This window comes from Actinomadura oligospora ATCC 43269, from assembly GCF_000518265.1.
Taxonomy (GTDB): Bacteria; Actinomycetota; Actinomycetes; order Streptosporangiales; family Streptosporangiaceae; genus Spirillospora; species Spirillospora oligospora.
The window spans coordinates 526595-543014 of sequence record NZ_KI912410.1; the positions used below are offsets into that span (position 1 = coordinate 526595).

The window sequence follows — 16420 nt, forward strand, 5'->3', positions numbered from 1 at the left end:
CGTCTTCGGCGAGCGTCGTCCCGGGAACCACCTCATGGCTAGCCGGCCAGCGCGGTTCGGCGGCGCAGCGCGCCGGTGAGGACGGACACGACCCGGTCCTGCCGGGCCTCGGACAGGCCGGGGAAGAGCGGGAGCGAGAGCAGCTCCTCGGCGATCCGGTCGGTCACCGGCACCGCGCCGCACTCGTCCGGGCCGAGCAGGCCGCGGTACTCGGTCATATGGCTGATCGGGATGAAGTGCACCGACGTCCCGACGCCCGCCTCGGTCAGCTCCGCGATCAGCGCGTCCCGGTCCGGGACGCGGACCTGGTAGAGGTGCCACGCGTGCGTGACGCCGTCCAGTCTCCGCTGCGGCAGGACGATCCCGGGCAGCCCGCCGAGCGCCTCGTCGTAGCGGCGGACGATCTCCGCGCGCTCGTCCTGCCAGCCCGGCAGCGCGGCGAGCTGCGCGCGCCCGATCGTCGCCTGGATGTCGGTCATGTTCGCCTTCAGTCCGACGTTCCGGACGTCGTACCGCCAGCTTCCGCCGGGCAGGTACCGCTTCCAGGAGTCCTTGCTCATGCCGTGCAGCCGCGTCGACCGGACCCGGTCCGCGAGGCCGGGGTCGTTGGTCGCGACCGCGCCACCCTCGCCGATCGGCATGTTCTTGGTGGCGTAGAAGCTGAAGCACGCCGCGTGCGACTCCGCGCCGACCTTCACGCCGTCGCGGGCCGCTCCCGGGCCGTGCGCCGCGTCCTCGACGACCCGGGAGCGGTCGAGACCGGCGGCCCGCGCGAGGGCCGGGACGTCCACCGGGTAGCCCGCCTGGTTCTGCGTGACCATCGCGAGCGGGTTCGTCCGCGCCGCGGCCTTGGCGACGGTCTCCTCGGACGGGACGAGTGTGTCCTCGTCCACGTCCACCAGCACCGGACGCAGCCCCGCGTGCAGGATCGCGTTCACCGCGCCGCAGAACGTCAGGCTCGGCGTCAGCACCGGCGAGCCCGGCGGCAGGTCGAGCGCCCGCAGGCACAGCTCCAGCGCGGCCGTGCACGAGGCGACCGCGACCACGGCGTCCGCGCCCAGGTAGGCGGCGAGGTCCCGCTCGAACTCGGCGACCTGCGGGCCCGTGGTCACCCAGCCGGACGTCAGCGTCTCGGTCACCCGCTCGGCGACGCCGGCGGCGAAGGACGGCACGGCGAACGGCACCTTGTCGTGATCCTGGCTCATCCCGCTACCCCTTGATCTTCCGGCTGGTCGCGACGACCCCGAGCAGCGGCCAGCCGGACGCGGCGACCAGGTCGCGCACCGACTCCAGGCCCGCGACCGGCGTCACCGGCCCGGCCACCGCGACCACCCCGAACCGCATGTCCGCGCCGGGATCGACGTCCTCGAACGCGTGCACCAGCGTGAGCGGGCGCAGCTCCACCGGCCGGGTGGCCTCGGCCGGTGAGGCGATCTCCCCGGACTCCCGGGTCAGCACGGTCCGCCCGGCCGCCCGGACGACCGACGTCGACGGCGGCTCGTCCGGCGACGGCATGACCGCGCCGTGCGGCTCGCCGCCCTCGCCCTCGCCGTCCCGCTCGGACATGCGGCTCTTACCGTTCAACCGGCCCTTGTCGGCGTCCGCGGCGTCGGACGCGGGCGGCGCGGGCGTTCCGGGCGACGGCACGACGCGCGTCCCGTCGCCGTAGACGGCCTCGGCGATCTGCGAGACCACCTCGGCGGGCAGCGGGCCACCCGCCGCCGACACCACCGTGACCTGCCCGACCCCGGCCTTCCGCGCGGCCAGCCGGACCCGCTGCCCGAGCGCCGCCGTCTCCGCCGGGGACCGGCCGAGCCACCCGAGGAGCGGGACGTCCAGCCGCCTCGCGACCCGGCGCTGACCGGGCACGGTCGGCCGGACCATCTCGGCGACGACCGCCAGGAGGATGCCGAGGACGAGCCCGCCGAGCCCGCCGACCACGGTCATCATGATCTTCGGGTCGGTCTTCGGCGCGGCGATCGCGGGCTGCGCGATCGAGGCGTTCCCCGCGGTCACCAGCTGCCCGCGCAGGTCGCTGCGGCTGGTCCGCAGGTCGGTGAGCTGGGTCAGGATCCGGTCGGTGGCGGGACCCGGCGAGGCGTCCGCCTGCTGCTTCTCCAGCGTGGTGATCTGCTGCTCGACCCGGGTGAGCTGGTTCTGGATCGCGCTCTGGTTGGAGGTGTTGATGTCGTCCACGGTCGCGGACGAGATCGCCTGCGCCAGCTTCAGCGCGACGGCGCCGTCCTGGTCCTTGACGGTCAGCTCGACCACCGTGGACGTCCCGAGCCCCTTGACCGTGATCTGCTTGGCGACCTGGTCCGGGTTCCGCGCGAGCCGGTTGTCCTTGATCACCTTCGCGAGCAGGTCGTGCCCGGTGGCGAACGCCTTGGCGGTGCTGACCGCCGCGCTCACCCCGTTGTCCCCGGCGGCCCCGGCGGCGGCTCCGCCCGGCACGACGATCCGGGACTGCGCGGCGGCGGGCGGCGTCCGGCCGTCCATCACCATGAACACCGCGAGCAGCGGCACCACCGTCATGACCAGCAGAAGCGCCCAGTAGGTGCGGATCACCCGGGCGGCGACCTCGTCGATCTCCACGGCAACGGCCCCCTCGGCTGGTGCTGACACCGCGAGCGTAGGAAGGCCGCATAGAGATCGAATCGCCCTAAAAGACGACATGGCTACGTCGTTTGCGGGGGGCGCGTTCCCCGGGCAGAACCTGCGGAGTTGGCACGTCACCGCAGGTCAGAAGGGTCGCTCAGGGGCCGCTCAGGGCTCCTCGGACGGACGCATCCCGGTGCGCATGGCGAGCGTGATCGCCTCCAGCGCCGAGTGCAGGTCCAGCTTCGCGAGAAGGTTCTGCGTGTGGGTGCGGACGGTGTTGGCCGACAGGCCGAGCCGCTCGGCGATCTCCGCCCGGTTCAGGCCGTCCACCATGCACTGCAGGACCTCGCGCTCGCGCGGTGTGAGGTCGGCGAGCAGCCGGTCCGCGCCGTCCGGCTCGGGCTGGCCGGACAGCAGCCTGCGCAGGACGTCCCCGAGCAGCTCCGGCGGGATCCAGCCGCCGCGCCGCGCGGCCTGCCGGACCACGCCCGCGACCCGCTCGGCCCGCTCGGTCTTCGACAGGAACCCGACCGCGCCGCGCCGGACGCAGCGCACGATCGTGTCCACGCCGTCCGAGGCGGTCAGCACGACCACCCGCACGTCCGGGTGCCGCTCGCGCAGCCGGGCCAGCACGTCCAGGCCGTTCTCGGGGCCGAGGTCCAGGTCGAGCAGCACGACGTGCGGGCGCTCGGTGGCGGCCAGGGACAGCGCCTGCCGCCCCGCCGCCGCGACGGGCAGGACGACCAGGTCCGGCTCGCGGGCGAGCCGGGCCGACAGCGCCTCGGCGAACAGCGCGTGGTCGTCCACGATGAGGACCCGGGTGGGCTGCATGCCGCCACCATCGCCGGTCGGCGGCGAGAACGGATCCCGCAAACGCTGTAGACGGCCGTCCGGCAGCGGTCACGTTCCCGTTCGCGCAGGCCAGGCCACTCGCGCGCGCGGGGTCATTCCGCGTGCGCACACGGACTCGGGCCCCGGGACGCCGGTTCACGAGCGTCCGGTCCCGGTCACTTGGACAACGCTCCGTTGACCTTGTCCGGACCTGTGCGGATTCTGTGATTACCGAGCCACGGGGAGCACACTTCGGTAAGGGGAAGACAAGTGAAGGTCCTGATCACAGGGGGCGCCGGGTTCATCGGCAGCACCATCGCGTCGGCCTTCGCCGAGCGCGGCGTCACGCCCGTCGTGCTCGACAGCCTGGTCACCGGGCGTCCGGAGTTCACCGAGGGGAAGATCTTCTACCAGGGCGACATCGGGGACGGCGCGCTGGTCGACCGCATCTTCGCGGAGCATCCGGACATCACGGCCGCTGTGCACTGCGCCGCGCTGATCGTCGTGCCCGACTCGATGGCCGATCCAGCCCGCTACTACCGCGTCAACCTCACCCGCACCCTGGACTTCGCCGACCACCTGCGGCGCAACCGCTGCGACCGGATGGTGTTCGCGTCCACCGCGGGGATGTACCGGCCGTCGGAGGACCTCTCGGTCACCGAGGCGTCCGAACTCGACCCGCAGAACCCCTACACGCGCTCGAAGGCGATGGCGGAGACCGCGCTGCGCGACATGGCCGCGGCCTACGGGCTGCGCGTGGTGTCGCTGCGCTACCTCAACCCGATCGGCGCGGACCCGAGGCTGCGCACCGGCCTGCAGTCCAGCAAGCCGACGCACGCCCTCGGCAAGATGATCGAGTCCTACGAGTCGGGCGTCGCGTTCCGGATCACCGGCGTGGACTGGCCGACCCGGGACGGCACGGCGATCCGCGACTACATCCACGTGTGGGACATCGCGCGGGCCTTCGTCGCGGCCGTCGACCGGTTCGACGCGATCGTCCCACCCGCGCGCGCGGCGGACGCGCCGCCCGCCTACCAGGTCGTCAACCTCGGCACCGGCGACGGCACGACCGTCCGCGAGCTGGTGGACGCCTTCCGCGAGGTCGTCGGCGACGACTTCGAGGTGGAGGAGGCGCCCGCCCGTCCCGGCGACGTCGTCGGCGCGTTCGTCGACCCGGCGAAGGCGTGGGAGGTGCTGCGCTGGAAGCCCGAGTTCACTATCGGCGACGCCATCCGGCACTCGCTCCAGTGGGCCGAGCGCCGCCGCAGGCTCGACGTCGTCGCCTGACCCTCCCAGGCGCCGCCCGGGCCTCGGGGCACGCGCCTGACCAGAGCCCGCTCCCTCCGGGGCGCGTCCGCGGGGCGCGTTCCGGGGGTCGTGCTCGCCCCTCCGCCGCCCTCGGCGGGCGCCCCTTGACCGACGTGCGGCGTTCGTGCGGTTTCTGAACGCCGGGTCTCGATTCGACCGCGCGCCCGATGGCGCGGGGCGATCTGCGGGACAATGGGGGTGTCACAACGAGGAGGCGCGTTGAGCGGCAGTGTGCGTGGCGGCGTGAGCGGCGAGGTGCGGATCACCGTCACCAGGACGTTGACGAAGGACCAGCAGGCCCGCCGGGAGCGGCTGCTCGAGGCGGCCCGCGAGCTGGCGGACGAGGGCGGCTACCAGGCCGTCACCATGCACGACGTCGCCGACCGCGCCGGGGTCGCCCGCGCCACCGTGTACCGGTACTTCGCCACCAAGGACCACCTGCTCACCGAGGTCGCGGCCACCTGGGCGCACCGCGTGACCGCCGACATCGACGCGCTCGCGGTCGGCGACACGCCCACCGAGCGGCTCACCTCGCTGCTGGAGCGGATCGTGGAGATCGCGTCCGGCGAGCTGACCCTCACCTCGGCCATCATCCAGGCCGTGACCTCGGACGACCCGTCCGTCGAGGACGCCCGCACCGTGCTGTTCCTGTTCGTCCGCGACCGGCTGTCCGCCGCGATCGGCGACCCGGTGCCGGACCGGGACGCCGTCGAGATCGTCCTCGGGCACACGCTGCTCGCCGCGCTGGTCGCGCTCACCTCGCTGCGGCGTCCGCTCGACGAGGTGACCTACATGGTCCGCACGTCCGGACGGCTCGTCCTCGCGGGAGCGCTCGCGTCCGAGCAGCAGGGCCCGGAGGCGCGGACCACCTCCTGAGCTCGGAACGCGACGACGCGTCCACTTCGGACGCGCCGCCGCGTTTCACCGATGCTCAGGCGAGCCTCAGGCGAGGCGGAGCAGGCGGTGCAGGAGGGACGGCTTGCCCAGCGGCGCGTCCAGCATCAGCGGGACGCGCGCCGAACCCGCCGTCAGCGTGCCGACCTTCGCGCCCCCCGGGGCCGAGCCCGGCGGGGTCCCGGTCACCCCGAACGGGACGGTCAGCCCGCCCCAGCCGACCACGGTCACCGGCCTGGACGCGCGCAGCCCGGCGCCGCCGCCCAGCCCGTCGTCGACCTTCGCGACACGGCTCCCGGACGGCGCGACCGTCTTGCTGACCAGCGCGTCCCCGGCCGCCGAGACCAGCGGGCCCGCGACCCTGATCGCGCCCATCGCGCTCGGCGACCGCTGGTTCATCACCGCGCCGAGGATCAGCGTGTCCACCCCGCCGACCTGGCGGCGCGCGGCGAACACGAAGTTGCCGCCCGCCTTGTCGGTGTAGCCGGTCTTGCCGCCGACCACGCCGTACTGGCCGAGCAGGGCGTTGCCCGCGTTGCGCGCCGGGCCGCCGTCGTCCGGGACGTACTGGCGCAGCGCGACCGCCTCGGCGAACGCGGGCAGCTTCATCGCCGCACGCAGCAGCTTGACCTGGTCGGCTGCCGTGCTGACGGTCGTCGAGACGTAGCCGCTGGGGTCGGTGTAGGTCGTGTTCGTCATGCCGAGCGAGCGCGCCGCGTCGTTCATCTTCTGGACGAACGCCTGGTCCGAGCCGGTGTCCCAGCGGGCCAGCTCGTGCGCCACGTCGTTCGCCGAGATGACCAGCAGCGCCTCCAGCGCCTTGCGCTCGGTGAGCTGCTGGTTCGCGCGGATCCCGAGCAGGGACTCACCGCGCTGCCTGCGCCCCGGCATCTCCGCCACGCCCTGCGGCGTCACGGTGAAGGTCGGCCCGGGCTCACCGTCGCGCAGCGGCTTGTCGTGCAGGATCACGTAGGCCGTCATGACCTTCGCGACGCTCGCCGTGGGCGTCGGGGCCGCCACGCCGGACGACCCCATCGTGCCCAGGCCGTCCACGTAGACGGTCGCCTGGCCCCCCGCCGGCCACGGCAGGGTCGGCCGCTGACCGGCGAAGGTGTGGCTCCCGGTGGTCATCGCGAGCGCCAGCGACGGCTCCGGAACCGGCCGGAGCAACTGCCCGGCCACCACACCCGCGACGAGGACGAGCACGGCCACCAGCGTGATCACCAGGCCGCGCCGCTTCTTCCGGGGCTCGTCCGCGTACCCGTCCTGGTAGGCGTCCTCGTACGCGGGCGCGTCCCCGTGGGCCGCCATCCGGGGGTCGGCGAAGGAGTCCGCATAGGGCTGGTGTTGCTGCGCCTGGTGAGGCTGCTGGGCCTGCTGCTGGGCCTGTTGCTGTGGCTGCTGGGGTGCCTGCTGGGGCGCCTGTTGGGGTTGCCGTGTCTGTTGCGGCTGTGGTGGCTGGACGCCGATGGCGTACTGGGACGGGTTGATCGGCGCGTCCATGCGCGTGACTTCGGTGCCCCAGCCCTGTTCCCGGGCCTGTGCCTGCGCGCGCGCCTGGGCCTCGGCCTGCGCTTCCGCGCTGAACCGGGGCGCGACGGGCGGATCGAAGATCGTCCGGGGCCCGGCCGGAGCCGGGGGCGCCGGGGGAGCGGCATGAGCGGCGGGCCCGACCGGGTGCTGACCACTCGTCCGGGGAGTCGTGGGGTGCTGACCACTCGTCCGGGGAGTCGTCGGGTGCTGGCCGCTGCCGCGTGGGTCGACTTGGTGCTGGCCGCTGCTCCCAGGGGTTACCTCGTAAGGGCCGCTCGTCCGGGGCGTGGCCGCGTGGCGACCGCTGTGACGAGGCCCTGTCTCATGGGGGCCGCTGGTGCGGGGCGTGGTCGGGTGCGTTCCGCTCGTGCGGGGCGGGCCGGACGGCTCGCCACCCGACTCCGGCCCGGACGGGTGGGAGCCGCTGGTGTGCGGGGTGGTCGGATGCTGCCCGCTGGAACGCGGTGCATCCTCCTCGTGCGCGGGCGCGTCCGGCTTCGGAGCCCGGACGGTGGGCAACCTGTCCTCGACCGTCGGGGAAGCCGACCGGAAAGGCGTCGCCTCCGGCCGTCCACGCCGCCCAGGCCCTTCGGGCCGCTCCGGCCGCTCAGGCCGCTCAGGCCGCTCAGGCCGTTCGAGCTGCTCAGGCCGTTCAGGTCGCTCCGGTCGTTCGGGCCGCTCCGGCTGCTCGGGCTCGTCTGGACGGCCCGGCTCCTCAGAACGCTCTGGCTCCTCAGGACGCCTGGCCTGCTCAGGACGCTCAGCCTGCCCTGAAGGCCTCATCTGCTCCGGACGCTCGACCTGCTCCGGCGTCTCCGAGCGCGCAGGCTCCTCAGAGCGCTCGGCCCGCTCAGCGCGTTCGGGCTGCTCGGGCTGCTCGGGGCGCTTGGGAAACACCACCGTCCACTGCCCGGAGGACGTGGCCGCCTGCACCGGGTGGGTGCCCGACTCGCGTGAGGATTCGGTCTTCTCGGGCTCGGCGTGGTCGGCCTGATCGTCCTCACCGGACCGGTCGGCCCGGTCCGCCTGGTCGGCCTTGTCCGCCTGATCGGCCTGGTCGGGCTGATCGTCCTGGTCACGGTCCTCGGCCGCCGGTGCGTCGCCGCCCGTGTCCTTGGTCTCCCTGGTCTCGTCGTCCGCGGAGAACTCGATCTCCTCCGACCGGGCCGGTTCCATCTCGTCCGGTCGGTTCTGGGCGTCGTCCATCACGCCGCGTCCTCCTGCTCGGCCCCCTGAAAGCGGAAGAGCGCGGATGTGGACCGGAACTCCCCGTGATTCGGGTCCTCTCGCGCTCACCCTGGGAAGATGCGCAGGTTATCCGGAAAGTTCACTTCGTTACTAAACGGTGATCATGGAATCGCGAACTTCGGCGGCCCCCGGCGGCAAGACACCGTCGAAACGAGGCCCGCTAACCCCTGGGAAGGCCGTGGTGTCCACGATGACCGCCCCGCCCGCCGTGACGGCGGACGACGCGGAGCTGATCCGCCGGTCGCACGACGATCCGGAGGCGTTCGCCGCGCTGTTCGACCGTTACGCAGGGATGCTGTACCGCTACGTGGCCCGGCGGCTCGGCCCCGAGACCGCCGAGGACCTGGTCGGGGACACCTTCCTCGCCGCGTTCGGCGGACGGCACCGCTACGACCTGTCGCAGCGGGACGCCCGGCCCTGGCTGTTCGGCATCGTCACCAAGATCATGGCGCGGCACCACCGGCGGGAGGCCGCCCACTACCGGGCGCTGCGCCGCACCCCCGTGGACGGCCCGGACGACGGCCCCGCCGACCGGGTCGCGGCGGGCGTGGCCGCCTGGGCGTCGCGCACCGCGCTCGCCGGGGCGCTCGCCGCGCTGCCCCGCCGGGACCGCGACGTCCTGCTGCTGGTGGCGTGGGGCGACCTCACCTACGAGGAGGTCGCCCGCGCCCTGTCCATCCCCGTCGGCACCGTCCGGTCGCGGCTGAACCGGGCCCGCCGCAAGGTGCGCGCCGCGTTCGGCGGCGTGGACCCGACCGCCGCCGACCCGGCCGCTGAGGAGGGCTGAGCCGTGGACGACCTCTCGCCCCTGCGCGACCTCGGCCGCGCTCTCGACCATGATCCGCCGCCGTCGCTGGCCCGCCAGCGCTCCCGGCTGACCGATGCCGCGCGCGACCCGGCCGCCCGCCGCGCCCCGCGCCGCAGGCGTCCGCGCGGCTGGACGGCCCTGGCCCTCGCCGCCTGCGCGGTGGCGGCCCTGCTGCTCGTCCCGGCCGTCCTGCTGCGCTCCGGTGATCACCATCGCGCGCCCCTGAACGGCCTCTCGCGTGGGGACGGCCGTCCGCTGACCGTCCTCCTCCTCGGCTCGGACGCGCGCGTGTCGGGGAGCGCGGCCCACCGCCTCGCCGCCCGCTCGGACACGATGATGCTGGTCAGGCTGCCCGCCGACCGCAAGCGCGTGACCGTGGTCAGCATGCCGCGCGACCTGCTCGTCCGGCGGCCCGCATGCGTCCGCCCGGACGGCGGGACGACCAGGCCCGGCCCGGGACAGATCAACGCGGCCTACTCGGAGGGCGGCGTCTCCTGCGCGATCAAGACGGTGGAGGCGGTCACCAAGGTCCGGATCGACCAGGCCGTGGTCGTGGAGTTCAGCGGCTTCGAGCGCATGGTGAACGCGCTCGGCGGGGTGCAGGTCACTATGCCGACGGCGGTGAACGACCCGGCGTCGGGCCTCCGCCTCAGCAAGGGCAAGCACATGCTGAACGGCAAGAGCGCCCTCGCGTACGCGCGCGTCCGGCACGGCATGGGGGACGGCTCGGACCTCGACCGGATCAAGCGCCAGCAGAAGCTCATGGCCACCCTCTACAGCCAGGCCCTGCACATGATGCGGAGCGATCCGATCCGTTTCGCCCAGTTCCTCAAGGCGAGCGCGGATTCGGTGAAGACCGTCCCGAGGCTGGACCTGGGGAACATGAAGGCCCTGGCCGAAAGCCTCAGGCGCACCGATCCGTCCCAGGCGCGCTACACGACCCTGCCGAACCGTGTCGCCGCCTCGGATCCCAACCGGCTCGAAGTGGACGAGCCCCGAGTGGCCCGGGTACTCGCCCCCTTCAAGCAGCCATGACCCCCAGATGAGGGCGAGCTAGAGGAGAGCGAGGAGGCGCTCCACCTCGTCCTCGCTGTTGTAGTAGTGCACGGAGGCCCGGACGGCCGACTCCACGGCGTCCGGGTCGTATCCGTGCCAACGAGGCTGGGCGACGTTCACGTTGATGTCTCGTGCGCGCGCGGCCTGGACGATCTCGGCGGGCGTCCGGCCGTCCACACTGAACGTGACGATGCCGGACCGCAGGACGCCCCGGTCGTGGACGGTCACGCCCGGCTTCGCCGCCAGTTCCGCGCGCAGGAGCGTGGAGAGGACGTCGATGCGGGCGGCGATGGCGTTGATGCCGAGGTCGTTCGCATAGTCGGCGGCCACGCCCAGGCCGATCTGCCCGGCCATGTACCGCTCCCACGTCTCGAACCGCCTGGCGTCCGGACGGAGCTCGTAACGGTCGGGCGCGTGCCAGTCGGCGGCGAGGTTGTCCAGCAGCGGCGGTTCGATCTCGGTCAGGACGTCCCTGTGCGCGTAGAGGAAACCGGTGCCGCGCGGCCCGCGCAGGAACTTCCGTCCGGTCGCCGACAGCAGGTCGCAGCCGATCTCGTCGACGTCGACGGGGAGCTGCCCGACCGACTGGCAGGCGTCCAGGAGGAACAGCACGCCCGCCGCCCGGCACAGCCGTCCGACGTCGGCGGCCGGGTTGATCAGGCCGTTCGACGTCGGGATGTGGTTCAGCGAGACGAGCCGCACGTCGCCTTTGCGTAGCTCGGCCTCCAGCGCGTCGAGGTCGATCGTGCCGTCCGGGCCGTCCGGCACGACGTCCACCTGGACGTCGCGCTGCCGATAGGCGATCGCGTTGCTGGAGTACTCGGTGGTCGTCGTCAGGACGCGCTCGCCCGGCGCGAACCTGATGCCGTAGAACGCCATGTCCCAGGCGCGGGTCGCGTTCTCCACGAAGGCGATCTCGTCCCGGCGCGCGCCGATCAGCCCGGCGACGGCGTCGTAGAAACGGTCGATGGCCTGGGCGTTCTCCTCGGCGGCCTCGTAGCCGCCGGTCATCGCCTCCAACTCCAGGTGCCCGGCGACGGCGTCCGTCACCGGACGCGGCGGCAGCGCGGCCCCGGCGTTGTTGAGGTGCGCGACGCGGGCGCAGCCGGGCGTCTCTTTCCGGACCTTCGCGACATCGATCGTCATGATCGGACCGTACCCCGCGGAATGTCAGACCCTTCCGGCACAGTGGTGCGGCGAGCGGAGTTGACCTCAACAATGGTTGAGGTCTCAGGATGGGTCTCCGACGCATCTGGACCACTCGACCCGGGCAGGACGCACATGGACATGGAAGTGACCGCGTGGCACTCGCTGCACCACGCGATGAACGCCAAGGACGAACGCCGTCCCTTCTCGAAGGCGACGCTGCGCCGCATCGCGGCGTTCGCCCGCCCGCACTCCCGCAGGATCACCGGATTCCTGCTGGTCAGCGTGGTGCTCGCGGTGATCGCCGTGGTCACCCCCGTGCTCGCCGGACGCGTCGTCAACGCGATCGTCGGGCACCGCTCGTCCAGCGTGGTGATCGTCCTCGCCGTGACGATCGCCGCGCTCGCGCTCGCCGAGGGCGGCCTCGGCCTGCTCAACCGGTGGCTGTCCGCGCGGATCGGCGAGGGCCTCATCCTCGACCTGCGCACCGCCGTGTTCGACCACGTCCAGCGCATGCCGGTCGCGTTCTTCACCCGCACCCGCACCGGCGCGCTCGTCTCCCGGCTCAACAACGACGTGATCGGCGCGCAGCGCGCGTTCTCCGACACCCTGTCCGGCGTGGTCAGCAACATGGTCACGCTGCTGCTCACGTTCGCCGTCATGGTCGGCATCTCCTGGCAGGTCACGCTGCTCGCGCTCGTCCTGCTGCCGGTGTTCGTGCTGCCCGCGCGCCGGATGGGCCGCCGCCTGGCCGGGCTGCGCCGTGAGGCCGCCGCCAACGACGCGGCCATGTCCACGCAGATGACCGAGCGGTTCTCCGCGCCCGGCGCGACCCTGGTCAAGCTGTTCGGACGGCCCGCCCGCGAGTCCGCCGAGTTCGCCGTCCGGGCCCGCCGGGTGCACGACATCGGCGTCCGCACGGCCATGCTCCAGCACGTGTTCATCACGTCCCTGACCGTCGTGTCCGCGCTCGCGCTGGCGCTCGTCTACGGCGTCGGCGGCTTCCTGTCGCTGCGCGACCAGCTCGACGCGGGCGCGGTCGTCGCGCTCGCGCTCCTGCTCACCCGCCTGTACGCGCCGCTCACCGCCCTCGCGGGCGCCCGCCTGGAGGTCATGAGCGCGCTGGTCAGCTTCGAGCGCGTCTTCGAGGTCCTCGACCTCGAGCCCCTGGTCAAGGAGAAGGACGACGCCGGATCCGTGCCGGACGGCCCGGTCTCGGTCGAGTTCGACGGCGTCCGCTTCGGCTACCCGTCCGCCGACAAGGTCTCGCTCGCCTCGCTGGAGGAGGTCGCGACCCTCGACACGCGCGGCGGCGTCGAGGTGCTGCACGAGGTGTCGTTCCGCGCCGAGCCCGGCCAGATGATCGCGCTCGTCGGCTCGTCCGGCGCGGGCAAGTCCACGATCGCGCAACTGCTGCCGCGCCTGTACGACGTGGACGAGGGGGCCGTCCGGCTCGGCGGCGTCGACGTCCGCGACCTGACCTTCGACGCCGTCCGCGACACGCTCGGCATGGTCACCCAGGACGGCCACCTGTTCCACGACTCGATCCGCGAGAACCTGCTGCTCGCCCGTCCCGAGGCCGACGAGGACGAGATCTGGGACGCCCTGCGCCGCGCCCGCCTCGACGACCTGATCCGCTCCCTGCCCGACGGCCTCGACACCATCGTCGGCGAGCGCGGCTACCGGCTGTCCGGCGGCGAGCGCCAGCGCCTCACCATCGCCCGCCTGCTCCTCGCGCGCCCGCGCGTGGTGATCCTCGACGAGGCGACCGCGCACCTCGACTCCACGTCCGAGGCCGCCGTCCAGGAGGCGCTGTCCGAGGCCCTCGACGGCCGCACCGCGATCATCATCGCCCACCGGCTGTCCACCATCCGCGCCGCCGACCAGATCCTCGTCATCGAGTCCGGCCGCGTGGTCGAGCGCGGCACCCACGACACCCTGATCGCCGAAGGAGGCCGCTACGCAGAGCTCCACCGAACGCAGTTCGCCGACCAGTCCCCAGCCACCGACAGCGCGTCCACTGACAGCGCGTCCACTGACAGCGCGTCCACCCAGAGCCCGTCCAGCGAGAAGGCCCTGGCCTGACCCCGGCCCCACCCCCCGAACGAGCGGCGACCCGCGAGCCGCGCCGCTCCCCCCGGATCTGGTCCGTTCCACTTCCCTGGGAACGGGCCAGATCCGGCGTTTTCAGCGAGCTGAGGCCGGACGATGGCCGCCGTCCTGCGAAAGCGACGACCACCGCCCGGTGATCAGGAAGCGGCGAGTCGCTCAGGCAGTGACGAGCCGCTGCGCCATGACAGCCGCGCCGTGCATGCCGGCGAGGGGCCCCAGCTCCGCCGGGACCAGGGGCGGGGGAGCCCGGAACGTCAGCCGGGGGACGAGGCGCTCGGCGAGCGGCGGCAGCAGCGCGTCGCCCGCCTCGGCCAGTCCGCCGCCCAGCACGATCCGGGACGGATCGAGCATCAGCGTCGCGGCGGCCAGTGCGTCCGCGAGGGTGTCGAGCGCCAGGGACCAGACCTCGCCGCAGCGCTCGTCCCCGGCGGCGGCGCGCCGGACGACCTCCTCCGCCGGGATCCCGCCCGCCCGCCGCGCGACGGCGGACGCGGACGCGTAGGTCTCCAGGCAGCCCCGGTTCCCGCAGGCGCACGGCTCGCCCCCGGGCCGGACGACCACGTGCCCGATCTCGCCGCTCCACCCCGACGAGCCGGGGTAGGGCGTGCCCGCCAGCACCATCGCGGCCGCGATGCCGGTGCCGATCGGCAGGAACAGGAAGTCGCCGCCGGAGCGTCCCGCCCCGCGCACGGCCTCGCCGAGCCCGCCCGTCCGCACGTCGTGCCCGAGCGCCACGGGCAGCCCGAGCCGCTCGGCGGCGAGCTTGCGCAGCGGCACGTCCCGCCAGCCGATGTTGGACGAGTTGACCGCCGTGCCGGTCGCCTCGTCCACCAGGCCGGGGACGGCGATCCCGGCGGCGGTGACGCCGGGCGCGCTCGCCGCCAGCTCGGCCGCGAACCCGATGATCGCCCGGACGACCGTGTCAGGCCCGTGCTCGCGCCCGGTGGGACGGCCCTCGGTGCGCAGGACCGTCCCGTCCGGCTCGATCAGCGCGCCCTTCATCGACGTCCCCCCGACGTCCAGGGCGACGACGGTCATTTGACGGAGCCCGCGGTGAGTCCGCCGACCAGGTACCGCTCGATAACGACAAATAGGATCACAACGGGCACGATAGCGATGACCGAGGTGGCGAAGAGAAACTGCCAGTGCGCCTGGTACTGCGTCACGAACGACGGCGCGACCACGGTCAGCGGCTTGCGGTCGGGGGAGACGGCCACGGTCAGCGCGACGATGAACTCGTTCCAGGCCGCGATGAACGTGTAGACGACGGCGGTGACCACGCCCGGCATCGAGATCGGCAGGGTCACGCGGGTGAGCGCGCCCATCCGGCCCGCGCCGTCCAGGAACGCCGCCTCCTCCAGCTCGCGCGGGATCGACGAGAAGTACCCGTGCAGGATCCACACGCAGAACGGCAGGTTGAACGCGGCGTTCACCAGGATCAGCGCGAGCAGCGTGTCGGTGAGGTTGAGCGCCACCATCTCCCGGTAGATGCCGATGACCAGCGCCGTCGGCGCGAACATCTGCGTCACCAGGACGAGCAGCAGGAACGCCCCGCGCCCCCGGAAGCGGTTGCGCGCCGTGTAGTACGCCGCGGGCAGCGCGCACAGGAGCGTCACCAGCGTGGACGCGACCGCGACCTCCAGCGACACCCCCAGCGCCTGCCCGACGCCGGTGCCCTTCCACACGTCCGCGTAGTTCGACCACTGCCAGTGGGACGGCACGTACGTGCCCGGCGAGTGCGTCAGGTCGGCCGGCGACTTCAGCGACGTGAGGAACATCTGCAGGTAGGGCAGCACGAACAGCAGCCCCACCATCCACCCGACGGCGGTCAGCAGGATCGTCCGCAACCGCACCGGCCGCCGCCTCCCCCGGGCCGGACGCCCCGGGGAGGCCGCCGCGGAGGTCCGTTCGCTCATCGGGTCTCCTCCCGCCAGCGCGAGAAGCGCAGGTACAGCAGCACCATGACCAGCACGAGCGCGAAGTTGACCACCGACATCGCCGCGGACTCGCCCACGTGCTGGTCGGAGAAGGCCAGCTTGTACATGAACGTGGTCGTGGTGTCGGTGTCGTTGCCCGGCCCGCCCCCGGTCATCTCGTAGATGATCGGGAACGAGTTGAACACGTTGATGACGTTGATGATCCCGGCGATGAGGATCGCCGGGCGCAGCAGCGGCAGCGTGATCTGGAAGTAGGACCGCCACGGGCCCGCGCCGTCCACCCGGGCCGCCTCGTACACGTCGGCCGGGATGGTCTGCAGCCCGGCGAGGATCACGAACGAGGTGAACGGCAGCGACACGAACACCGCCACCCACATCATCCAGAGCATCGCCTGGTGCGGGTCGCCCAGCCAGTTGTGCGGCTGGTCGATCACGTGCAGGTCGAGCAGCACCCGGTTGACCAGGCCGGAGAAGTTGTCCAGCATCCACTTCCAGATCAGCGCGGTCATCAGGACCGACGCCGCCCATGGCACGATGACCGCCCAGCGCACCACGCGGCGGCCGGGGAAGCGGGCGTTGAGCAGCTGGCCGAGCGCCAGCGACAACAGCAGCGTCACGACGACGACGCCCCCGACCCACAGCACCGTGCGGAGCAGGACCGGGACCAGGGCGTCCTCGTCGAACAGGTCGGAGTAGTTACCGGTCCCGTTCCAGCCCGAGGTCAGGCCGGACGAGGTGATCTTCTGCAGCGAGGTGCGGGCCATCTCCACGACGGGCCACAGCACCACGAAGGCGATGAGCAGGAGCGACGGGCCGAGCCACAGCAGGGGCGCGAGCTTGCGCAGCGCCCGCAGCGCGGCCGGGGACGCGGCCCCGGGGCGGGAGGCCCCGGGTGCCGCGTCCGGCGGGCTCACGTCGTCCGTGTGTTGGACGTCGTGCACGGCTC

General features: G+C 72.9%; 13 protein-coding genes. 5 read left to right on the plus strand and 8 right to left on the minus strand.

The features are described from left to right. Positions 1 to 38 precede the first annotated feature (38 nt). The 3 genes from P696_RS0134030 to P696_RS0134040 form a co-directional block, all read right to left on the minus strand. Complete coding sequence (locus P696_RS0134030) at positions 39 to 1205, minus strand: DegT/DnrJ/EryC1/StrS family aminotransferase (RefSeq protein WP_051468493.1); 1167 nt, start codon at positions 1203 to 1205, stop codon at positions 39 to 41. A 4-nt stretch (positions 1206 to 1209) separates the two neighbouring features. Further along, a complete protein-coding gene (locus P696_RS0134035) occupies positions 1210 to 2595 on the minus strand; it encodes a GumC domain-containing protein (RefSeq protein WP_026415823.1) in 1386 nt (461 codons plus the stop codon). A 171-nt stretch (positions 2596 to 2766) separates the two neighbouring features. Next, entirely contained in the window at positions 2767 to 3432 is a 666-nt protein-coding gene (locus P696_RS0134040) for a response regulator (RefSeq protein WP_026415824.1), read from the minus strand. 270 nt (positions 3433 to 3702) lie between these two features. Between P696_RS0134040 and galE the strand changes: the two genes are divergently transcribed. Continuing rightward, positions 3703 to 4719 (plus strand): UDP-glucose 4-epimerase GalE, encoded by a 1017-nt coding sequence (gene galE, locus P696_RS0134045; RefSeq protein ID WP_026415825.1) that lies wholly within the window; start codon positions 3703 to 3705, stop codon positions 4717 to 4719. Positions 4720 to 4959: 240 nt separating this feature from the next. Continuing rightward, complete coding sequence (locus tag P696_RS0134050) at positions 4960 to 5616, plus strand: TetR/AcrR family transcriptional regulator (RefSeq protein ID WP_245627920.1); 657 nt, start codon at positions 4960 to 4962, stop codon at positions 5614 to 5616. Positions 5617 to 5682: 66 nt separating this feature from the next. On the opposite strand, the gene P696_RS58490 is transcribed toward P696_RS0134050, so the two are convergent. Next, positions 5683 to 8373 (minus strand): D-alanyl-D-alanine carboxypeptidase family protein, encoded by a 2691-nt coding sequence (locus tag P696_RS58490; protein ID WP_245627921.1) that lies wholly within the window; start codon positions 8371 to 8373, stop codon positions 5683 to 5685. A gap of 232 nt (positions 8374 to 8605) precedes the next feature. On the opposite strand from P696_RS58490, the gene P696_RS0134070 reads away from it, so the two are divergent. After that, positions 8606 to 9202 carry an RNA polymerase sigma factor gene (locus tag P696_RS0134070; protein WP_034488718.1) on the plus strand — a complete coding sequence of 199 codons (597 nt, stop codon included), beginning with the start codon at positions 8606 to 8608 and terminating at the stop codon, positions 9200 to 9202. A 3-nt stretch (positions 9203 to 9205) separates the two neighbouring features. Further along, a complete protein-coding gene (locus P696_RS49955; RefSeq protein WP_051468495.1) occupies positions 9206 to 10258 on the plus strand; it encodes an LCP family protein in 1053 nt (350 codons plus the stop codon). Between the two features lie 18 nt (positions 10259 to 10276). Here P696_RS49955 and P696_RS0134080 read toward each other — a convergent pair whose 3' ends face one another. Further along, positions 10277 to 11425: an aminotransferase class V-fold PLP-dependent enzyme gene (locus P696_RS0134080; RefSeq protein ID WP_026415830.1), complete on the minus strand. Its 1149-nt coding sequence runs from the start codon at positions 11423 to 11425 to the stop codon at positions 10277 to 10279. Between the two features lie 135 nt (positions 11426 to 11560). Here P696_RS0134080 and P696_RS0134085 point away from each other — a divergent pair, with 135 nt between their 5' ends. After that, entirely contained in the window at positions 11561 to 13510 is a 1950-nt protein-coding gene (locus P696_RS0134085) for an ABC transporter ATP-binding protein (RefSeq protein WP_026415831.1), read from the plus strand. A 183-nt stretch (positions 13511 to 13693) separates the two neighbouring features. On the opposite strand, the gene P696_RS0134090 is transcribed toward P696_RS0134085, so the two are convergent. From P696_RS0134090 to P696_RS0134100, 3 genes are read right to left on the minus strand one after another with little or no spacing between them, the layout of a single operon-like run. Next, positions 13694 to 14575, minus strand: a complete 882-nt coding sequence (locus P696_RS0134090) for an ROK family protein (RefSeq protein ID WP_026415832.1) — start codon at positions 14573 to 14575, stop codon at positions 13694 to 13696. Further along, complete coding sequence (locus P696_RS0134095; RefSeq protein WP_051468496.1) at positions 14572 to 15453, minus strand: carbohydrate ABC transporter permease; 882 nt, start codon at positions 15451 to 15453, stop codon at positions 14572 to 14574. Before P696_RS0134095 ends, P696_RS0134090 begins: the two co-directional genes overlap by 4 nt. Then, entirely contained in the window at positions 15450 to 16415 is a 966-nt protein-coding gene (locus P696_RS0134100) for a carbohydrate ABC transporter permease (RefSeq protein ID WP_245627922.1), read from the minus strand. The genes P696_RS0134095 and P696_RS0134100 overlap by 4 nt, the downstream gene beginning before the upstream one ends. Positions 16416 to 16420: the final 5 nt, after the last annotated feature.